The sequence below is a fragment of the Brevundimonas bullata genome (assembly GCF_003350205.1).
Lineage (GTDB): Bacteria > Pseudomonadota > Alphaproteobacteria > Caulobacterales > Caulobacteraceae > Brevundimonas > Brevundimonas bullata.
In genome coordinates this window covers 29,828-51,707 of the sequence record NZ_QLLC01000022.1, presented here as the reverse complement: position 1 = coordinate 51,707, position 21,880 = coordinate 29,828, and the positions used below count along the sequence as shown (strand labels likewise).

9 protein-coding genes and 1 pseudogene are annotated in these 21,880 nt (G+C 64.7%); 3 read left to right on the top strand and 7 right to left on the bottom strand.

What is annotated here, in order from left to right; all coding sequences use genetic code 11:
* Positions 1–572, top strand: a pseudogene (locus DXK21_RS11540) (M56 family metallopeptidase); the annotation flags it as partial.
* Between the two features lie 98 nt (positions 573–670).
* Here DXK21_RS11540 and DXK21_RS11535 read toward each other — a convergent pair.
* A complete protein-coding gene (locus DXK21_RS11535) occupies positions 671–1,183 on the bottom strand; it encodes a DUF3617 domain-containing protein (RefSeq protein ID WP_245945197.1) in 513 nt (170 codons plus the stop codon).
* Between the two features lie 216 nt (positions 1,184–1,399).
* On the opposite strand from DXK21_RS11535, the gene rpmB reads away from it, so the two are divergent.
* Positions 1,400–1,696 carry a 50S ribosomal protein L28 gene (rpmB, locus tag DXK21_RS11530; protein WP_114817922.1) on the top strand — a complete coding sequence of 99 codons (297 nt, stop codon included), beginning with the start codon at positions 1,400–1,402 and terminating at the stop codon, positions 1,694–1,696.
* Positions 1,697–1,951: 255 nt separating this feature from the next.
* Positions 1,952–3,649, top strand: a complete 1,698-nt coding sequence (locus DXK21_RS11525; RefSeq protein ID WP_114817921.1) for a M1 family metallopeptidase — start codon at positions 1,952–1,954, stop codon at positions 3,647–3,649.
* Between the two features lie 149 nt (positions 3,650–3,798).
* On the opposite strand, the gene DXK21_RS16535 is transcribed toward DXK21_RS11525, so the two are convergent.
* The 6 genes from DXK21_RS16535 to DXK21_RS11500 form a co-directional block, all read right to left on the bottom strand.
* On the bottom strand, positions 3,799–4,311 hold the full coding sequence (locus DXK21_RS16535; protein WP_162790652.1) for a hypothetical protein: 513 nt from the start codon (positions 4,309–4,311) through the stop codon (positions 3,799–3,801).
* A 93-nt stretch (positions 4,312–4,404) separates the two neighbouring features.
* On the bottom strand, positions 4,405–7,668 hold the full coding sequence (locus DXK21_RS11520) for a TonB-dependent receptor (protein WP_245945196.1): 3,264 nt from the start codon (positions 7,666–7,668) through the stop codon (positions 4,405–4,407).
* Positions 7,669–7,769: 101 nt separating this feature from the next.
* On the bottom strand, positions 7,770–8,702 hold the full coding sequence (locus DXK21_RS11515; protein WP_162790651.1) for a FecR family protein: 933 nt from the start codon (positions 8,700–8,702) through the stop codon (positions 7,770–7,772).
* Positions 8,703–8,771: 69 nt separating this feature from the next.
* Positions 8,772–9,299 (bottom strand): RNA polymerase sigma factor, encoded by a 528-nt coding sequence (locus DXK21_RS11510; protein WP_162790650.1) that lies wholly within the window; start codon positions 9,297–9,299, stop codon positions 8,772–8,774.
* Positions 9,300–9,431: 132 nt separating this feature from the next.
* The gene (locus tag DXK21_RS11505; RefSeq protein ID WP_114817918.1) at positions 9,432–13,073 is read right to left on the bottom strand and encodes an OmpA family protein; all 3,642 of its coding nucleotides are present in this window, start codon (positions 13,071–13,073) and stop codon (positions 9,432–9,434) included.
* Entirely contained in the window at positions 13,070–21,565 is an 8,496-nt protein-coding gene (locus tag DXK21_RS11500; RefSeq protein WP_162790649.1) for an SdrD B-like domain-containing protein, read from the bottom strand. Before DXK21_RS11500 ends, DXK21_RS11505 begins: the two co-directional genes overlap by 4 nt.
* Between the last annotated feature and the right edge of the window lie 315 nt (positions 21,566–21,880).

The following is a 21,880-nucleotide window of genomic DNA, read 5'->3' as shown; positions in this document are numbered from 1 at the left end:
CGCCCGCCCCGCCAGCACCTCCGGCCCCGGCCATCATGCAGGACGGTCGCTACGTCTACCTGGGATCGCTCAGCGTGGACGAGCAGCGCGAAATCAGGGCCGACGCCGACGCAGCCCGTCGTGACGCCGAACAGGCCCGCCGCGATGCTGAGCAGGCCCGCCAGGACGCCGCCGACGGCCGCCGCGAAGTGCTCGAGGCCGCCCGCGTCAGCCAAGCCGACATCCAGCGCGCCAGCCGCGACGCCGCCATCGCCGCGCGTGAAGCGGCGACCCATGCCAGGGCCGCAGCAGCGGCCGCTCAAGAAGAAATCCGCACCGCCATGATCCAGGCGCGCGCCGACATGCGACGCGGCGCAGACGACATGGATCGGGGCGCGAAGCAGATGCGCGCAGAAGCCCTGCGCCTTCGCGATCCGGCCTATCGCGAGCAGGTCATCGCCGACAACCGCAGCCGCGGCAACGACGTGACCCACGCCGAACTGATCGAGTTGTCGCGCAGCATGCCCGGCCAGGCCGACGACATGGTCCGCTCGGCCCAGCGCATGCGCGAACAGGCCGCCTCCCGCCTCTAGCGACAGGCCCCAGGCCAATCAAAAAACCGCCCGGCTCCTATGAACCGGGCGGTTTCCGCGTTTCGAGAACAGGGCCGACCCGCCCTGTCTGTACGGCCTCAGAAATACTCGGCGCCCGCCGGGCACTGGGCCGCCACGCGTCGCGCGGTGATGCTGGCGGGGATATAGGGGGTGCCGCGCAGCAGCTGGGCGCCGCCGTTGAAGCGGAAGCTTTCGGGCTGATAGGTCCCGTTCAGGCGCACGTTGACGCGACGGCCCTTCTTGTCCTGACAGGTCCCCTCGAAGCGGGCGTTGCCGTTGCCGACCTCACGCGTCGAATAGGTGCACTTCCAGCGGTTGGTCGACAGCCCGCCGAAGAAGCGGTTGATCTCGCTGGGACGGACGCACTTGGTTTCGGTGTCGCGGCTGCCCAGGGCGCTGGTGGTGTATTCCCAATAGCCGGGCAGGACAGGCGGCGCAGCCGCCGTCTGGGCCTGGGGCGCGGCGGCGGGCGCGGCCAGCATGACGGCGCCTGCGACGACGGGCGCGGCCACGGCCAGAACACGGCTCAGCACGGGGGCGAACGAAACAGGCAGCGTCTTCATGGGCGGCAGCTTCCAATGGGTCTTCATGCGATACTCTATATAGCAGGTCGTTGAACGCCGGCTGAACGAAGGCGATCCCTCGGCGGTCATGTGGTTCTATCCCCGGCATGACTCGACTCCAGCCTTGACGGCCCGCGAGTCATTCATCTATACGGCCACCTCTCTCGCAGGGGTCCGCCCGCTGCGAACACCTGTTTCATGCGTCCGCTCACGTATCGCGGATGTGACCTTGAGGATCTTAAGATGTCGCGTCGTTGCGAACTCACGGGTATCGGCCCGATGGTCGGCCACAATGTGAGCCACTCGAACATCAAGACCAAGCGCCGCTTCCTGCCGTCGCTGAAGACGGTCAAGCTGGCCTCGGACTCGCTGGGCCAGACCTTCTCCCTGCGTATCTCGAACGCCGCCCTGCGCACGCTCGACTACAAGGGCGGCCTGGACGTCTTCATCGTCAAGGCTCGCGACGAAAAGCTGTCGACCGCCGCCCTGCGCATCAAGCGTCAGGTCAAGGCCAAGCTGGCTGAGCAAGCCGCTGCCTAATCAGGCGTCGTCTGACCAGATTTGAAGAGGCCGGTGGAAACACCGGCCTTTTTCTTTGCCTGCTTCTTTCCGTCATCCCGGAAACGGCGAAGCCGTTATCCGGGACCCAGTCGTCGGACCAAGCCCTCACGCCGCCCATCCTGTCGTCACCGCCTGGGTCCCGGGTCCCGCACGCGGCCCCGGGATGACGGCCAAGGGTTGCGGCGCAGCTCTCCCTCGCTAGGCTCACGGCTCGTTCTTGCCGGAGCTATAGCCTTGCGCCTGACCGCCGCCCTCTGCCTGACCATAGCCCTGCTCAGCGCCCCTGCTCTGGCGCAAGAGGCGACGCCGGCGCCCGATTCGACGCCCTTTACCCTGTCCAGCGGCACGCCGCGCACGCCGGAACAGCTGGCCCTGCGCTTCGACAAGGCCGATCTCAGCTTCAAGCTCCTGCCCGAAACCCAGTCGATCGAGGGCGTCGCCATCCTCGACCTCACCGCCACCGCCCCCGCATCCGCCTTGGTCGTCGAGCTGGACGCCCTGTTCGCCATCGCCGCCATCAGCGTGGACGGTCAGGCCGTCACCGACTGGTCCAACCCCCAGGGCCGCCTGACCATCCCCCTGGCCCAGCCCCTGTCGCCCGGCCAGACCGCCTCCGTCCGCATCGCCTACTCCGGTCGTCCCCATCAGGCCAAGCGCGCGCCCTGGGACGGCGGCTTCCTCTGGACCACCACGCCCGACGGCCAGCCGTGGATCGCCAGCGCGGTTCAAGGCGAGGGCTGCGACCTGTTCTGGCCCTGCGTCGACCATCCCCAGGGCGAGCCGGACCGGGTCGATCTGCACATCACCATCCCGTCCGACCTATCCGCCCCCGCCAATGGCCGTTTCCTGGGCAAGACCGACAACGGCGACGGCACGACCACCTGGAACTGGACCGCGCGCCAGCCTGACACCTACGCCATCAGCCTGAACGTCGGCCCCTTTGTCGAGATGGCCGCCGACTACCCCAGCCGCTTCGGCAACACCGTGCCCCTGCGCTTCTGGCGCCTGGCCTCGACCGACCCGGCCAAGGCCGCCGCCCTGTTCGCCGAATTCCCCAAACAGCTCGACTTCTACGAGGCGACCATCGGCCCCTTCCCCTTCGGCGACGAGAAGATGGGCGTGGTCGAGACCCCGCACCTGGGCATGGAGCATCAGACGATCAACGCCTACGGCAACGGCTACAAGCTCGACGGCAAGGGCTATGACTGGCTGCTGCAGCACGAACTGGCGCACGAATGGTTCGGCAATCAACTGACCAACGCCGACTGGGACGACATGTGGCTGCACGAGGGCTTCGGCAGCTATATGCAGCCCCTCTACGCCCGCTGGCTGAACGGCGAGCGGGCCATGCAGTCCGAGCTGCAGACCATGCGCCTGACGCTCGCCAACCGCTTCCCCATGGTGTCGGGCCAGCCGCAGGACGCGGGCACGGTCTATAACGGCGAGACCGGGCCGGGGCTGGACCTCTATTACAAGGGCGGCCTGATCGCCCACACCCTGCGCCTCTACATCGGCGACGACGCCTTCTACGAATCCCTGCGCCGGGCGGTCTATGGCCGTCCCGACCCCAAGCCGGGCAACTTCGCGCCGCGCTACGCCACGACGCCGGAGTTCATCGCCATCGTCAACGCCGTGACCGGCCGCGACCTCAGCTGGTTCTTCGACGCCTACCTCTATCAGGCCGCCCTGCCCGATCTGGTCATGACCCGCGACGGCGACCGCGTGACCCTGGAGTGGAAGACCGGCGCCGCCCGCCCCTTCCCCCTGCCCGTCGAGGTCGAGGTGGACGGCCAGACCCGCACCCTGCCCATGACCGACGGCCGCGCGACCTTCATCGCGCCCGCCGGCGCCCACATCCTGCTGGACCCAGGCTCAAAGCTGCTACGGCGGCTGGAATACCTAGAGCGCTGGAAGGCGTCGCAGGCCGGGTGAACGGCTTCAAGAAAAATGGCCGGGCGACATGCGCCCGGCCAAGTCGGAACGTGGAAACGTTCGGGAAGTATACACAAGCGTAGTGGAGAACTACGCCTCACCAGAAATAAGAAACGGGTCCATATAGTAACAGTATGGACCCGCTCATATTAGGTCACATCCAGAGGCGCCGGATCCGTCACCGGGTCAACATAGAGAAGACCGTCAACCTCGCAGGTAGCAGGCGATCCGGGAATATAGGTGATCGCCGGCACGTCGATGGTCTGATTGACGATATCAAACTGAACGCCGCTCAGCACACCCGTGCAATTCCCGCCCACAGCAATGACATCAACATAAATATCAAGAACGGCAGAAACGCCAGGCGTGCTCGACACCACAGTCACCGGCCAGGAGAAATTCTGCGGATAAATAGCCGATCCGCAAAGGAAGAAGCCTGGAGCAAAGGTACCACCAGTAATAGTCCCGGACCCAGCGCCATCAATATCAAGCGTCAATTGCACATCGCAAGGAACTGCCGAAGGCAAAGTCTGACGAAGATTCAATGTACCAGAAAGAGACCACGTACTCGTAGCCGGAGTAAAAGATTGAGCGCTAGCCGCAGAAACGCCCGCGACGGAAATCAATGCAACGGAAGACAGAACGCTAAGTAGCTTTTTCATAACCTTCTCCATTGATCAGACTAAACACAATAGTTTAGCTACATTAAACCGATATCAAATTACGTATTAGTCAAATTTATTTTATGATTAATATCAGAATCTCTTCGTAAGAGAGACACCAAACAACCTTGGGTCAAGCGTGAATACGTTTGTTGTAAGCATAGTATCATCACTATTTGTGAACGCATCAACGATAGGCGAGTCATCAAATACGTTTTTGACGTATGCGCTTAATACAAAATTGCTCTCCATATTTTCTATAGATACAGACAGATTAACGTTATCCCAGGATTCAAGCTTGTCGTATTCCGTGTTGTATATACGGAAATAGCTTTCCGCCTGCCTGTAGTAATCCCCTCTCAGGGTCGCATCAAAACTACCAAGTTGCCATGTGTACTGGGCCCCAAGGCTAGCGGTCCACCGCGGCGCATTCGGCAACTCGTTCCCGCCTAAATCAACATCAAAGCCTCGCCCGCCATTCGGCGCATCCCTCAATGGATTATAGTCGATACCGAACATCTGCCAGTAACGTGGACCTTTACCGAAATTCGGATCGAACGAACCTAGTCTTTCTGTAGCTCCGCATAGCAGCTGCATAGCTTGGAACTTCACGCCCTCAGTTTGGAAGGCGTTCGTCATAATTTTTTCGACATGCTTTACAGGAGCAATGCAGTTCGAAGGAACCTGAAGCCACGGACGAACAAGCATCCAGTCCGCATTGCCTTGCGTCCTATTCATGACATCAATCGACTTTTCCCCGTCATCAATCCTTGTCTTTAAGTACCCGACATTTGCATCAACCCTGAAATTAGGAGTGACATTGTAGGTTAATTCAAACTCGACCCCCATGCTTTTCGCATCGAAGTTCTCATTCAGGGATATGCGATCAACAATTTGCGAAACTTGATAGTCGCTATAGTCATAGTAGAAAGCCGTTGCGTTGAGACGAATTTTTTCTTCAAATAGATTTGTTTTCAAACCAACCTCAAGCGCATCAACATACTCAGGCTCGAATGTCGAGGCGAGCGGTTGATACTGAACTACGCGAGGGTCCAGCCCTGGACGCGGAGGGTTCGACCCACCCCCCTTGTACCCCCGGGCATATGAGGCGTAGGCCATGACATCATCTGATGGCTTCCAGTCCAGGACCAGTCGCCCTGTAACCGCACCCCAGGACTGAACAACATCAGGAGACGCCGGCAATCCTCGAACCACGCTGCCGCCCGTCAGATATCCGTATCCATAAAGATCGCTAGAGCCGAGCAAGAGCTGGGTCGGATATGGGGTAGACGTCTTTTTGTCGTCGGTATACCGAAGCCCCAAGGTCAAACTCAGATCATCGGAAATATCTAAATAGCCCTCGCCAAAAACACCCCATGAACGTGTAGAAACGACATTTTTACTACGAAAATAATTGTGACCATCACCAGCAATAGATTCAATAGAGGAATAATCGACATAGACACATTCAGACTTACTTCCATCTAGACATTTTGTAGTTATTTTGGACCCATTAGAAGCAAAACTTCCGCTATAGTTATATTCGGCTATCAATGAGAATAGATTGTTAAATACATAGTAATCATCTTGGGTATCAAATTTCAGATAATTTGCACCTAGATTAAAATTAAACTTTCCGCCGAAATCGGACTGAATACGTATTTCTTGGTAAAATTGTTCATTTTTGGATTTACTTAAATCAGCAGATATCATTCCCTTGGATGGGCCAAGCTGCGGATCAGTATAGATACCGCTTGGAGAAGCTAATGAGTCGCCAATAGGCCTGCGCCGGCTATCGTACAAATTTCTACTGTCATTAAAAATATCATTTGACGGGTAACGCATATAGTCCTGCGTAGACCAAAAATAATCTTTTGCATAAGCCGTCTGAGACGTGATCTTAATTCTGTCCGTTAAATAAAATACAGCATTCATTTGATAGACATCATTACTTACAACGAACCTCGGATCATAGGCCGTCGCTATCTCTCTCAAATTCTTAGACTGAACCACTCCAGCATAAGGATTCGTACCAATATCAACCGCAAGAACAGTCGCCGTAGTCCTCGGGCCAGTAAGGATTTGACCATAAACGACCGCACCGGCGGCGACGACCTGGGCCATGCCCATCCCGTTCGGCGTGCCATAGGCGGCATCGGTAAAGAGCGAACGCGGCAGGCAGCCCTGGCTCAGCCGCCCCTGCAACTCCGGGTTCGTGATCTTATAGGACCCGATCTGCGTCGGGCCCGGATCGGTCGTGCAGAGCTGCTTTCCCGTGCGAGAACGGTTGTCGTCTTCACCGAAATGCTCCCAGATCAGATTGACATTGAACCGATCGCTGGGCTCCCAGGCCGCTGACAGACGCGTGGAATAGAGATCACGCCCATTCACCCGGGTATCCTTGAAGGTGTTGTGATCAAATCCTTCCCGCTTGGTCAGGCTCGCCGCCGCCCGCACCCAAAAGGTGTCAGCCAAAGGTATGTTGACCATCATCTGGCCGCGCATGGATCCAAAATTGCCCGCTTCGGCTTTCAACATCGCGTCGAAGTCCGGGCCGGGCAGGTTGGGGATCATGTTGACCACGCCCGCCGTGGCGTTTCGGCCATAGAGTGTCCCCTGAGGTCCGCGCAGCACTTCGACGCGGTTCACATCAAGGTATTCCTGCTCGAACAAACGGTTTCGGATCAACGGGGTGTTGTTGAAGCTGACCGCCACGGCCGGATCAGATGAGGCGGAAACCGCCTTGGTCCCGATCCCGCGGATCGAGAAGTTGTACATGCTGAAATTGGCCTTGGAGAAACTGACGTTCGGGATCGCCCGCAGCAGTTCCGAGCCGCCCTCGATCTTCATCGCGTCCAGGGTTTCCGCCGAGAAGGCCGAGACGGCGATGGGCACGTCCTGGATGGATTCCTCACGCTTCTGGGCGGTGACGATGATGTCTCCGACGGTCGTCGCTTCTTGCCCCCCGTCCTGGCCGGACGGTCGAAGGTCGTTTCCCCCGGCGTCCCCCTGTCCCACGCGCACCAGGCGAACGGCGTTGGGGCCGGCGAACTCGGCCTTCAGCCCGGTCCCGGCCAGCAGGCGATCCAGAGCCTCGCCCACAGGCAGTTCGCCAGACACGGCCGCGCCGCGCTGGCCCGCGGTCAGGGATTGGTCGGCGGCGATGGAAATTCCGGCCTGACGTCCGAATTCCAGCAAGCTCTGCGACAGCGAGGCCGAGCGAATATTGAACGACGCCACCGCAGATTGGGACGCCGCGCCCGCAGGCATGGCCGCCGCAATCATCAGGGCGGCGCACCCTGCCCCCGCAAGCATACGCAGACGTGGAAAACGAACATACGAAGACCGCAACATCATCAGCCCCTCCCTCCCAAGAGATTCTTGTTTTGGGGGTTAGACGCGGCGGGATGCGAACACCCTACCTGATCATGAAGAAATTCTTGGAACCGCTGTGATCGTTAGGGTTTCAGCGCGTCTTCTCGCCCCATATTGTGGACCTCGGCGCCCAACAGGGCGGCCAGCCGCTTCACCGTATCGGCCCGATCGTCGATCACCAGTCGAAGGGTCACATGACGGCGGCCCAGGGCCGGGTCGATCGTCAGCGGACGCTCATAGAAGCGATTCACATCCTGCACGACCTGGTTGATAGGCGCATCCTCATAGGTAAGGACGCGCTGGCGCCACTCATCGACGGCGTTCGTCGAGATGGCTGAAACCTTGTACGCGGTCCGTGCGGACGCCCCCGCGTCCTTGACGTACAGCCGCTGTCCCGCCCGCAGCAGCATGGGTTTTTCGTCGCCAGACAGTCGGCGCACCTCGACCACCCCCTCCTTGACCGCGACGTCCAGACTCTGATCCCGGTTGCGGACATTGAAGGCCGTGCCGACGGCCCTGACTTCATATCCGCCCGTCCGCACCAAGAAGGGCCGCTCAGGGTCCTTGCGCACCACGAAGGCCGCCTCGCCCTCGCGCAGATGCACGACGCGCTCGCGAGCATTGATGTCATAGCGTGCGCGGGTCACGACATTCAGAGCGACGATGCTGCCGTCCGCCAGTTCCTGACTGCTCTGTTCGCCAATCCCGGTTTGCGTGCTCTGCTGATCGAACTTCCACCAGACGCCGCCGCCCAGGCTGACCGCCAGACCCAGGACCAGAACCGCCGCAATCGCCGCGCGATGGGGTCGAGCCTTTCGTCTTCTGAGCGCAACGCCCATCTCTCCGACCGCCGAGACCTCGCCCCAGACCTCATGCATCCGGTTGAGCGCCGCCTGGTGCAAGGGATCGGCGCGCCAGGCGTCAAAAGCCTGTCGCTCGTCCAGCGTCATAGGCCCTCTGCGCTGGGCGGCGAACCAGCGGGCCGCCTCTTGCTCGATGTCGTCGGAAATCATCATGAACCAGGAGAGCGGGCGACCGGGGAGGACGGGAAGATACAATCATAGACGTATGAGCTGCGCCACGCCCTAGTCGTCGAACCCTTCCGCCTGCATGCCCCGCAACAACTGCAGCATGGCCGAGGAGATGTGCTTTTCAACGCCCTTGACGCTGACGCCCATGCGACGCGCGATCTGCGGGTAGCTGAGACCTTCGATCCGATGCAGCAGGAAGGCTTCACGGCGCCTGTCCGGCATGGCGTCAATGACCTTCAGCGCCCGGCGCAACCGCTCGGTCGCCAAAAGAACCCGCTCGGGATCCGGCGACGGACATCGATGCTCTTCATAAGCCGTCTGATCCTGAAACAGGCGCGCGGCGCGACCTCGGCCGCGCATGCGGTCGATCACCAGGTTTCTGGCGATGCGGAACAACAGATGGGCAGGAGCGCCGACCGGCTCTCGCTGCGCGGTCTCGACCAGGCGCAGACAGGCGTCCTGAGCCAGGTCCGCCTCGTCTTCGCGCGCCTTGCGGGTGATGGCGCGCAAGGCGTCAGCGTGGACGCGGCAAGCCGTCTCCAGGTCGACCGGAGACGCATCCTGTAATGATCGCTTCCCCATGGTCCCTCCCCGGACCTGCGCAGCTTGACGAACACTGTCATCCAGCATTCGCCGCCCGTCAAGATACAGGGATGTAAACAAGCGCCCGACCAAGCACCGACGCCGCTGCAAGGCGGCGTCGGTGCTGGTGGATCAGAACTTGCCGATCAGGTTCACGAACCAGCCGCGCTCGTCGTAGCTGAGGTCGCCAAGGTCGTCCGAGAAGTCGGTGAAGTTGTAGCCGACGCCCAGTTTCACGTGGTCGCCGAAGTGGCGATAGACGCCGACCAGGGCGCCCAGACGGCTGTCCTGCGCCTCCTTGATCGACAGCTCGCGCACCTCGACCAGGACGTCCCAGCGGCGGACGATCTGATAGTCGGCGCGCACGGCCCAGAACGTCGCCTCGCTGTCGAACCAGGGCGCGCTTTCGTCGCGAGAGGCGCGCAGTTCGCCCAGACGCCAGGCGACCTTGGCCCCGACCGCCAGACGCGGCGTGACCTGATAGGTCCCGTCGATTGCGGCGATGTGGCTGCGCTGGGCATAGTCCAGCGACTGCCCCAGGGCGTCCACCTGGGCCGGCGACGGCAGGTCGGCCAGATAGGTGTACTTGGTCAACAGGTTGAGCCGGTCATTGTCCACCGGGCGATAGGCCCCGGCCAGCGCCAGTTCGTAATAGTCGGCGTTCATCGCCATCGCCTGATCCGAGTTGGACAGGGAGATGTTGGCCTTGGCGAACAGGCGCAGCGACGGCGTGGCCTTGTAGGTGACCTGATTGCGGGTGGCGACCGTGGTGCGTTCGCCGACCGTGTCGCCCTCGTCCTTGCGGTATTCAAGGGCTGACGCCCAGCGCAGGCGGTCGCTGCCATAGTCGGCGGTGGCGCCGATGGCCATGCGGTCGATTTCCTGACCCAGGGCGTCGGCCAGAGAGCCGGTCTCGTAGCGGGCGCCGAAGGTCCAGGCCTCGATGGGGCTGAAGTCGACGCCGTAGGCCTGGGTCCAGCCGGTGGGGCCGTCGCCGTGGTCATAGCGTTGTTCGGCGAAGACGCTGGTCTTCTCGCCCATCTGTTGACGCGCGCCGCCGGTCAGGCGGCCCAGACGACCGCCGGTCATGGCGTCGGGGTTCTCGCCGGCCAGGGCGTAGCCCAGATAGAGGCTGCCCCGATCCGTCATGGCGAAGTCGGCCCGCACGTCGGCGCCGAAGCCCATGTCGCCGTCCGAGACCTCGCCCTTGAACTTGAGCCGGTCGTGGACCTGATATTCGCCGCCGAGGCCGAAACGGTCGTTGGATTCCCGCCCGCCGTCATGGTCCAGCGTCGCCTGGACGAAGGTCCAGACAGCCCAGGGGGCGTCGCGCTGCTCGACGTTGGGCGTCTCGGGATCGGGTGTGTGGCGATAGCCGAGCGAGACCGCCGCGTCGGTCCGCGTGCCCTCGCTGGGCGGCGGCACGTACAGCGGGCTGTAGGGCGTGCGCTGGCCCTGCTGCTTGTCCGAACGGACGCCGATTGAGCCGAACCAGCCCGCCGCCGTCTCGCGACGCAGGCCGACCTCGACCGCATGACGCTCGGTCAGGCGGCCGTCGGTGACGTCGCCCTTGGCCTGCAATCGAACCGTGTCGCTGAGCGCCATGTCGAAGACGCCGCCGTACTGATCCAGGGTCTCGCCAAAGGTCAGTTCGCCGGGGGCCGAGAAGCCGGCCTCGCGCGTCTTCCAGTAGCCGCCGAAGCGCCCGTCGCGCTCCAGTCCCAGTTCGTCCAGCTGACCGGCGAAGGTCAGGCTGACGGCGTTGGCCTGATCGGCGACGGTGTCGACCTTGGTGAAGTCATAGCCGCCGGTGGACGACAGGTAGGAACCGTCGCCCGGCCCGTCCGCCTGGGCGAACTCCAGCTTCACAAAGCTGTTGGGCGCGTGCTGATACAGGACGTCGGCGCCGAACAGATCCTGCGACGCCTGATCCTCGCCCTGATGATAGGCGCTGCCGGCGACGCGCAGACGGTCGGTCAGCCAGTGCTGCGCCCGCCCGCCCGTGGTGAAGGCCTCGGGCCGCGTCAGGCCCGGCGAATACTCATAGGCAGCCACGACCCAGACCGGGTTCCCGGCCAGCGACGACTGGGACACGAAGCTGTTCGCATCCGCCGTCATCGGCGGCGGATTGCGCATGACGACCCGCCCCTGAAGGTAGTTCACCTCATAGTCGCGGGCGGCGATCAGCTCCTGACGCTCCAGCACCAGGCCGGAATCCTTGTCGCGGACTTCCAGGAAGACCCGCTCCGACCCCGGCGCGATGTCGCGGTTGCGGAAGAAGTAGACCGAGCCCCCGGTCGAGGCGAAGTCCTCGCGGCTGGCGATGGTGCCGGGGTCGGCGGCGAAGCCGGTGATCTCGGTGCGGCGTTCGCCGCTCGCGGTCACGGCGTCGCTGCGCCAGTCCAGATTGGCGCCATAGAGGGTCCGCTGGTGACGGATCAGCTCATTGCCGCCCAGACGGCTCTGGAACACGCCCCACAGGGCGTCGGTGTTCTCGTTCTCGGCGCGAAGATAGAAGCGGCCATAGGTCGGGGCGTCCTCGACCGTGACCGAGTCGTCGCCATAGACCGGATAATGCATCTCCGGGTCGATACGGCGCAGCAGCGAGCGCGGGTCCTTCTCCAGGAAGCCGTCGAACAGGCTCTTCAGCGGCTGCTCGCCGGTGTCGGCCGAGGCCGTCAGGCGCCAGTCGTTACGAACCACGCCCTTGAAATAGAAGGCCAGACGACCGTCGACGAAGTCGTCGCGGTGATCGCCTGCATCGCCCAGCAGTTCATGCTTGGCGGCGTCAAAGCTGCGGCTGCCCGCCGTGATGTCGGCGATGCCGACAAAGAAGCGGTCGGTGCGCGGCAGGACGATCTCCCGCACCAGATCAACCGGCGCCTGACCGGGACGCGCCACCTGAACCGCCACGGCGGCGGTGTCGGCGGGGACGATCTGCTGGACCATGAAGCGGCCCGTGCGATCCACCGGAACCGTGGTTCCGAAGGCGGTGACGCGGGTGGCGGGGTCAGCGACCTCGCCGCTCAGGGTGACGGCCGCGCCCTTGACCGAGATGGCGTCGACGACGCGCATGTTCTCGAACAGGGGACCTGCGTGGATGTCCGGCTTGGTGACGTTGACCGCATGGGTCACGTCCAGCGTCAGGGCCGAGGTCTGGTCGTAGCGGCCTTCGGCGTCATAGACGCGCAGCACATAGCGATAGCGATGCTCGCCCGGCTGATCCCGGTCGGTCGTCCACAGGACGGGTTGGCCGAAGCGCGCCGGAATAACCGTCAACGGCGCTTCCTCGGTGCTTTGATCGGCGCGGAAGATGCGAACCTCGGCCCGGTCGATATAGGCGGCGTAGTTGCTAAGGGTGAAGAAGCGCACGGCGTCGCCGGCGCGGATCACCGGCTGCTCCGCCACGATGCTCAGCACCGGGCGCACGTCGAAGGCCGTGGCCTGAACCCGCACGTCGGCCCCGGCCAGGGCCAGATCCTGACGACGCTGGCGGTCGGCGCGCAGATCATCGCCGTCCTCGCCTGCCCCATCGACGCTGACACGGAACGGACGCGCCGCCCCGCGATCAGCGGCTTCCAGGTTGTTCCCGACGCCGCGGCGTTCGACCGCCGCATCGTCCGCCACAGGACCGCAGGGGCGCTCGGTGTCGCGACCGCAATAGACCTGACGGTCATCAGCGGCGGCGTCCTGGGCCTGAACCCCGGTCGCGAGGGCGATGGCCGATCCGCCCATCAGCAGGGCGGTCAGCAGCTTGTTCGACGCGCGGATCATTGCACGCCTCCCTCATGAGGAGTGGACAGGACGACGGTCTCCTCTTCGATGACCAGTCGGTAGCGGCCGCGCTCGTCGTTCCAGCGATCCTGGAGGCGACGACGGACCTGGGCGACGCGGTCCTTGATCAGGTCCGCGCTTTCGCCCTGGGCGGCATAGGCCAGACGCAGGACCGAGGGACGCTCGGCCAGGGTCTCGATCAGGCCCTCGAACTGCTGTTCGAACTCCGGACGCAGAGCCTCGCCGTCGAAGGCCTCGCCGTTCAGGTCCAGACGGACCACGCGGTGCAGGCCGGCGCCGAAGTTCAGGCGGGCGAACTTGCCGCGCGTCAGGCGCACCGTTTCCGGGTTGCCCGAGGTGACGCGGTAGCCCGTCGGCAGGGTCCGGTCGTCCAGCTTCACGATGAAGTTGGAGCCGCGGTCCTCGTTCGGGATCATCGGGCAGGTGATGTGATACCGGCCTTCGGCGTCCGTCGTGATCAGCAGACCGCGCGCGGTCGCCAGACGCACCCCCGGCAGACCCGGCTCGCCGTCGTCCTGAACGCCGTTGCCGTTCCGGTCGTCGAACACCTTGCCCAGGATGTCGGTGCAGTCGAAGTCCGGGTCGGGGATCATCCGCACCGTGGCCTCGGCCAGGTTGGAGATGACCTGATCGACGATCAGGTTCACCGCAAAGGCGACGTTGGTGTGCTCGCCCTCGACCACGCCCGAACCGACCACCAGGATCAGCTCCAACCGCTTGGTCTCGCCCGCCGCGAAGGTCAGGTCGTTCCAGGTCAGCAGACGACCGTTCTGGATCGGCTCGACCGCCACGCCGTCGATACGGGCGCTGCTCTCGCGATAGCGGAAGCCGGCGGGCACGCGGTCCGTCAGGGTCAGGCCCGTCAGCGTCCCGGCCAGGGTGTTGCGGGCCGTGATGACATAGGGGACCAGACCGCCGCGCACGACGTTGACCATCGGGGTCGTCTTCGTGACCTCGATCGCGCCCTCCAGGATCGGGTCCAGGGGGATGTTGTTGTTGACGATGTTGGCCGAAACCCCCGGCGTCATATTGAAGCTCAGCACATAGCCGGTGGTCATCACGCCCGTCAGGCAGCCTTCAGCCGTGCCCAGCGGCGGCGGGCCGTTGCTGGTCGAGACCAGCAGGGGGTCCGGCGTCGCATTGACCGTCAGCGGTCCCGCGCAGGGCGGAATGATCGTCGACGGCTGGTTCGGGTTGTAGGTGCCGTTCGGCGGCGTCACCGACAGGCTGTAGGCGCCGGCCGGGGCCGAGGCCGTCAGCTGGAACTGGTACAGGCCCAGGGCGTCGGTGATCTGACGCGCGTTTCCGGCGCCGCCCAGCAGATGCAGGGCGGGATCGAAGCCGGCCGGTCCGGTGATCTGGACCGTCGCGCCCGGAATGGCCGTGCGGCGGACCGCGTCATAGACCACGCCCCACGGGTCCAGCGGCAGGGACTGCTGGGTCACGCCGGCGCCCGGCGTCAGGGTGATCCCCGTCAGTTCGCGATCCTTCAGGGTCGCGCCGCCCGCATTGGAGGCCGAGGTCACGCCGTCAACGAAGGTCGCGCCGGTCTCGTTCGGACGCGCCCCGCCATAGACGGCGTTGTTGTCCGGGTGACGGAAGCGCACGCCATAGCCCGAGCCGGGCGCCACGCCGGTGAAGGCATAGCCGCCGTCGGCGCCGGTCTGGGTCGTCGAGATCAGGACGTCGCCCAGGAACAGCTCGACGGTCCAGCCCGCTTGCGGGGCCTCGCCGCCGCCGCGTGCGCGGTCGTGGTCAGAGTCCATCCACACCGAGCCCGAGATCTGGGCCTCGTCGCCGCGCTCGCCGAACAGGTAGCCCGTCGCCTTGGCCGCAGGGGCCAGGACGATGCCCGTGATGGCGTCGCCGCCGTCCGATGCGCCTCCCGAGGTTCCAGGCGTGTCCAGACCGTCGTCATAGCCGTCCGGCTGGGTTTCCGTGACCGTGTAGGTCCCGCCCGGCAGGTCGGTGAAGCGGTAGCTTCCGTCCGGTCCGGTCACGACGGTGCGTGTGACCGCCTCGCCGCGCGCATCCGTTCCCGTCAGGACGACGGCGACGCCGCCGATGACCGGCTCGTTGGCGTCGCGGACGCCGTTGTTGTTGGTGTCGTTATAGACCAGGCCCGACAGCGAGCCGGTGCGCTCGCCGAAGTTGATCGGCACGGTCTTCTCATCCGTGACGACGGCGACAGGCACGCGGTTGGTCGGATGCTCCGGCCCCTCGCCATAGCCCGCAGGCTGGGTCTCGATGACCACATAGTCGCCCGCCGGCACGTCGCCGAAGCTGTACGACCCGTCAGGTCCCGTCGTGGTCGTGGCCACCAGGTCGCCCGAGGCGGTGCGCAGTTCCACCACCACGTTCGCCAGCGGACGATCGCCGCCGTCATTCACGCCGTTCAGGTCAACGTCGACATAGACGTTCCCGCTGACGCCCTGACCGCGCTCGCCAAAGGCATAGTCGATCGCGTCGGTCGCTTCGGGCAGGACGATGTCGCTGATCCGGTCGCCGGGCGTCGCCACGACGCCGCCGACCGAACCCGCGCTGTCCAGGCCGTCCGAATAGTTGGCCGGCTGGGTCTCGACGACCCCATAGGTCCCCGCCAGCAGGTCGTCGATGATCCACTCGCCCGAGGCGTTGGTCGTGGCCGTGCGGTTAACCGCACCGCCCGCCGCGTCCGTGCCCGTCAGGGTCACGACCACGCCCGCGATGGGCGCCTCGCCGGCCTGACGCACGCCGTCGTTGTTGCTGTCGACGAAGACGTGGCCTGCGATGCTGCTGACCGTGTCGGCGAAGTCGACCGTCTGGGTCTGACCAGGGGTCAGGTTGACCGAGACCTCGTTCGGCGACGACGAGCCATAGCCGTCAGGCTGGACCTCGCGCACCGTATAGTCGCCGGCGGGCAGGTCGATGAAGATGTAGGTTCCGTCAGCGCCGGTCGTCGTGGTCGCAATGACCACGCCGTTCTGGACCAATTCGATGGTCACGCCGGCCAGAGGCGGCTCGCCGCCCCCGTTCACACCGTCGCGCTGCGGGTCCTTGAAGACCGTGCCGCTGATGACCACGGCGCGCTCGCCGAAGACATAGTCGGTCGCGTCCACGCCGGCGCCCAGGGCGATGCCGCCGATGGTGTTGGCCGCAGCCGTGCCGTCGAAGACGCCGTTGTTGACCGAACCGCCCGCCGAACCGGCGGCTTCACGACCGTCGGCATAGGCGCTGGGCTGGGTTTCCGTCAGGGCATAGGTCCCCTTCGGCAGGTTGTCGAAGACGTAAGAGCCGTCCGCCTTGGTCGTGACCGTGCAGGTCTGGCTCGGGTCCAGGGCCGCGCGCCAGGCGCAGATGTCCTGACCGTCGGCGGTCGTGCCCGACAGGATGATCTCGACGCCGCCCAGGCCGAGTTCGCCGGCCTGACGCACGCCGTCGTCATTGCCGTCGACATAGACCAGACCGGCCAGCGAACCGGCCAGCTCGCCGAAGGCGTAGTTGGAGCCCAGCTCGCCTGTGTTCAGCACGATGCCGCTGATGACGTCGTTGGCCGCCGCGCCGCGCACGACGCCGCCGACCACGCCCGCCGCATCCTTGCCGTCCGTGTAGTTCGACAGAGGCGCAGCGGTCTGCGCCTGCTGCGTCAGGGTATAGCCCGTCGCGTCCGATCCCGGCGCCGACAGGAGGATGAAGGCGCCCGCCGCATCGGTCGTGACCGTGCAGTTGATCAGGTCACAGACGTTCTGGCCGTTGGCCGTGGTGCCCGACAGGGTGACGCTCACGCCCGGAATGCCGGCCTCGCCCGCATCGCGAACGCCCGTGTCGTTGTTGTCGACATAGACATAGCCGCTGAGGCCCTGGCCGCTGGCGCCGAAGTCATAGTTGATCGACGACGAGCCGGCGGTGACGACGATGACGGCCACGATCTTGTTGGCCTCGCCCGGCGCCGCCGTATTGGCGCCGCTCTGGCCGCCGGAATCGCCGCCCGAGGTGCCGATGAAGGCGCCCGTGTGGGTCAGACCGGCCGCAGGCGTGATCTCCAGCGCATAGACGCCGGGACGCAGCACCTGACAGGTCGGCGTGGCCGAAGCCGCGTTCGGGAAGCTGTAGAGGCCGGTCGCCGTCGTGGTGATCAGGCAGTCGATGGTCTCGTTCAGGTCGTTCAGGCCCGTCAGGCGAATACCGGCGCCGGCCAGGCCCGTGGTCTCGCCCGCGCTGCGGATCGCATCGGCGTTCGGGTCCAGGAAGACCATGCCGCTGAGCAGCGAGGTCGGCAGTTCGCCGAAGTTGCGCTCGGTCAGATCGGCGCCCGGCGCCACCGCGCCGATGTCGAAGCCTTCCGGCGCCGTTCGACCGCTGGAGTTGGCGATCACGAGGGCGCCGTTGGCGTCCTTGCCGTCGGAGGCGCCGTTCGGCTGGACCAGTTGCGTCACGGTATAGGCGTCCGCGCCGTTCGACGGCGGCACCGATGCGAACTCATAGAAGCCCGTCGCATTGACGTTGGCCGTCAGGTTCACGGCGCCGCCGGCGTAGTCCGTGCCCGTCAGACGGATGTGCGGCGTCGAGGCGAAGGCGGCGGGCGCAAAGCCCGTCTCGCCGCTGCCGCCTTCACGCACGCCGTTGTTGTTCAGGTCGCGATAGACATAGCCCGACACCTTGGCCGCGCTGACTTCCTGGAAGACATAGCCGGTCGCCTCCGTGGTCGCCGGCAGGACGATGTTGGAGATCGTATTGCTCGACGCGCCGCTGCCATAGGCGGCGTTGTTGACGTCGCCGCCCGCCGTGCCGGCGGTCTCGTTGCGGTCGAACGTGCCCGAGGGCTGGGTCTCGACGATCTGATAGGTCCCGGCCGGCAGGCGGTCGAAGGTGAAGGCGCCGCCAGCGCTCGTCGTCGTCGTGCGGTTGACGATGGCGTTGCCGAACACATCCGTCCCGCTCAGGGTCAGGGTGACTCCGGTCATGCCCTCGTTGGCGTCGATCGCGTCGTTGCGGTTGTCGTCGCGATAGACGGTGCCCTTGATCGACGACGTCGTGACCTGGGTGGTTTCGGTCTTGGTGTTGTTGGCCGGGTTCGTGTCGCGGCTGATTTCCTTGCCCGAGCCGTCCAGACCCGGCTTGATCTCAGCCGTATTGGTCAGGTTCGTGTTCAGCGCGCCCGCAAACGGATGGGCCGCCTTGGCGAACATCGTCAGGGTCACGGTGTCGCCCATCCCGGCGGGGAAGTCGCCGTCCAGCACGCAGGTGATCTTGTTCGCGCCCGAGCAGGTCATGTTCGAGACCGAGGCCGCGCCGGCCACGGTGAAGCTCTCTTCGTACTGACCGGCCACATTAACCCGCGTCCAGCCCGACGGAAGCTGATCCGACACGCGCACCTGGGTGGTCGGCGAGACGCCGTTGTTGCGCACGACGATCCGATACTCGACCGGCTGGTTGATCTGCACCGGCGACGGCGTGACGCGGGTCTTGCTGACGACTTCCAGATCGGTCGCGGGAATGACCGTCGTGGTCTGCACCGCCGTATTGTTGGCCAGCTGGCTGTCCGCCTGACTGACCGTTGTATTGTCCTGTTCCAGCGACACGATCTCTGCGCCGTTGGAGAAGGTCATGGGACCCGTAGGCGGAGCGCCGGTGACAGCCATGAACAGGCGGAAGATCACCTGACGCTCTTCATCCAGGAAGTTCTGGCTCGGATCGCTGTCATGCAGACGGCACTCGATCTGGCCGCCGGCCACAGTGACGCAGCTCGGAGCGGGCGGCGTGTAGAGCGTCAGCCCGCCGTCAGCGCCGACCGGGTTCACCTCGAACTTGGACAGGGCCATCGTATAGCCGGCGGGCGCGGCCGGAATATCGGTGACGACCACATTGCCGGCGCGCGAGGGACCATAGTTGGAGGCGCGCAGGTCATAGACCAGCTCGGACCCGAACGGCATCGGGTCGAATTCGGCGCTCGGCTCTTCCTTGGTGATCGCCAGGTCCATGGTCGGCGCCAACACCGGGTGCGTCAGGGCGACGCTGTTGTTGGTCGCGTTCGTCTCGTTGGTCGAGGTGGTCACGGTCGCGGTGTTGACGTGGTCGATCGGGAAGCCCGAGGTCGCCCCGCCGAACGGGAAGCGGGCCCGGACCTGCTGGCTGATCTGATAGGTCTGACCGCGACTGATCGTGCCCATGGGGCAGGTGATCGCGCCGGTCGCATCATCCTTGACGCAGGTCACGCCGCCCTTGGTGGTGGACGGCTGACCGACCAGTTCGAAGCGCGTCGTGTCGATGGTGTCCTCGACCACCACGTTAGAGGCCGGGTTCGGCCCCAGGCCGCGCACGCTGATGCTGTAGGTCGCCAGCACGCCGACCTTGGCCGGGTTCGGCGAAACCGTCTTGGCGTTCAGCGTGATGTCCGTGATCGGCGCGATGTCGTAGCTGGCGGTCGACTGGTTGTTGGCCAGGGCCGTCGGGTCCTCGGTCGTGTCCGGCGAAGTCACCAGGGCGACGTTGTCGAACAGACCGCTCTCGACCGGACGCGAAATGCGCACGATGGCCGTCTCGCTGTCGCCGACGTCCAGGTCGCTCACCGTCCAGCTGATCCTGCCGTTGCTCGCGCTGTAGGCCGGCGCGCCCTGGCTGGCGCTTTCCAGGTTGAAGCCGGTGACGAAGCCGTTGCCGGCGTCATTGATGAAGTTCGGCAGCACGTCGGTCACGACCACGGTGCGGGCGATCTGGCCGCTCAGGTTGCTGACCGTGAAGCGGATGTAGAAGTCCTGGGTGTTGAAAGGCACCGACAGGGCGGGCGTCTGGGTCCAGGGTCCCGTCGCGTTCAGGCTGACCTCCTTGACGATGGCCAGATCAGCCTCGTTCGGCGTCGAACGCGAAATCGCAGAGGCGCAGTTGTTGCCGCCGTTGAGATCGCCCGGCAAGGCGCCCGCCGCCGTACAGGCGGTGTTGGTCAGGTTCAGGTCCGCGCCCGTACCCGCCAGGGTCTTGAGCGACAGCACCGCATCGGCGCCGACGGCCAGGCTGCCTGGCCCCGACAGTTCGCAGGTGATCTCAAGCCCCGCCTGCGAACAGACCCAGGGAGCCGCCGCCGAGACATAGGTCTCGTCCGCCGTCACCGTGTCGACGATGCGCAGCGGATTGGCCGCGTCATAGTTCAGCACCGACGGTCCCAGGTTGCGGACCGTGATCGTGCTGGTCATCACCTCGCCGGCCTCGACCGGATTGGGTCCCTTGACCTTCCGCGTGCGCAGGTCGGCGTTCGGCGCGACGATGCTGTAGCCGGCGTTGGCCGTGTTGTTGTCCGGGATCGGATCTGTAATCCCGGCCGGCGACGTCACCGTCGCGGAATTGACCGCGCCGCCGCTCGTGACGGCGAGCGAGCGGACAGGAATGACGAAGGTCTGGACCCGCCCGGTCGTCAGGACGCCGGCCGTACAGCTCACCGTCTGCCCCGCGACGCCGCAACCCGCCGGCAAGGGCGTCAGGATTTCAAACTCGGGCGCGATCTGATCGACAATGACGGCGCCGTCGACCGTCGTCGGCCCGACGTTGCGGATCTTCAGGGTGATGTCGGCGCTGTCGCCCAGGACGATGGTGGCCGGCATGGTCTTTTCCGCCGACAGATCGGAACCCGGCTCGATGGTCGTGACCACCGGCGTCGCAACGTCGTTGGTCGTGTTCGGGTCAAGCACCAGCAGGCTGGTCAGCCCGGCAAAGGCGTTGTTGGTGATGGTGCCGCCCGTGGCCAGCACCCGCCCCTTGATCGTGATCGGCGGCAGATCGCCGATCAGGGCCGCTCCATTATAATTACAGGCGACCGTCAGGCCGCTGCGATTGCAGGTCCAGTCGCTGCCCGCCGCCGAAATGAACTCGAAATTGTTGGCGGCCGGCAGGTTGTCCGTCACGCGGATCGCGGCGGTCGCGTCCGGCCCGGCGTTCCTGGCCTGCAAGGTATAGGTCAGGATGCCGCCGGCGGGGATGGAGTCATCGGGCTCTCCGTCGTCCTTGACCACCGACAGGTCCGCGCCCTCGCGAACTGCCGGGGAAACCGTCAGACTGTCGTTGCCTGCGTTGCCGTCGACATTGGTCAGGCTGGAGATGCTGGCCGTCGTCGTCCGCGATCCGGCGCTGGTCGCATCCGCAGAGAAGACGACGGAGGCGTCGCCGCCCGCCATCGGCGGCATGGCGCAGGTCAGGGTCTGGCCGCCGACCGCGCCGCTCAAGCTGCAGTAGGCGGGGAAGGTTCCCGCCGCGACCGAGAAGTGCGACGGCACGGCGATGGTCACGACGGCGTCGTTGACCGGGTCCGGCCCATTGTTGGTGGCTCGCAGGGTGAAGGTCGCACGCGCGCCGTTGGCCACCGGGTTGGGCGCCCAGGTGTAGGCGGAGACTTGAAGATCAGACGCGGCCGCAGCGCCGGCCACGCCGGCGATCGCCAGGGGCGCAGCCATGGCGGCCACACGCAGCGCCACGCGCTTCAAGGTTTTCAGCAGTTTCAACACGTCACGAGCCTCCGGTTCGACCGAAGACTCGGGAGACGGACAAGATGACCACGCAGCTCCGTCCCGGCGCTTCACAGAAGCCCGGACGTCCATCTACGCAGCATCGCCCCCCGATGGGTCGAAGACGGGGCAACTAGCCCGCACGACCGGATATAGCCACGCCTGTAACGTAACTAAGTGTATGATTTTACGTGAGTTTACATTAACCTGGCGTTATCGGGTGTGACCAGACTGGGGCGATGCCTCTCCGCCATGGCCAAGGGCTCGGCGCCCGCAGAGGCGAAGCCGCCGCTAGCCTCCGCGGGGCAAGACCGA

Excerpts from the sequence above, each read along its gene's own strand:
- DXK21_RS11510 (WP_162790650.1), bottom strand. The coding sequence starts at position 9,299 with ATGGGGAAGCGATCATTACAGGATGCGTCTCCGGTCGACCTGGAGACG.
- DXK21_RS11535 (WP_245945197.1), bottom strand. The coding sequence starts at position 1,183 with ATGAAGACCCATTGGAAGCTGCCGCCCATGAAGACGCTGCCTGTTTCG.
- rpmB (WP_114817922.1), top strand. The coding sequence starts at position 1,400 with ATGTCGCGTCGTTGCGAACTCACGGGTATCGGCCCGATGGTCGGCCAC.
- DXK21_RS11520 (WP_245945196.1), bottom strand. The coding sequence starts at position 7,668 with ATGATGTTGCGGTCTTCGTATGTTCGTTTTCCACGTCTGCGTATGCTT.
- DXK21_RS11505 (WP_114817918.1), bottom strand. The coding sequence starts at position 13,073 with ATGATCCGCGCGTCGAACAAGCTGCTGACCGCCCTGCTGATGGGCGGA.
- DXK21_RS11515 (WP_162790651.1), bottom strand. The coding sequence starts at position 8,702 with ATGATGATTTCCGACGACATCGAGCAAGAGGCGGCCCGCTGGTTCGCC.
- DXK21_RS16535 (WP_162790652.1), bottom strand. The coding sequence starts at position 4,311 with ATGAAAAAGCTACTTAGCGTTCTGTCTTCCGTTGCATTGATTTCCGTC.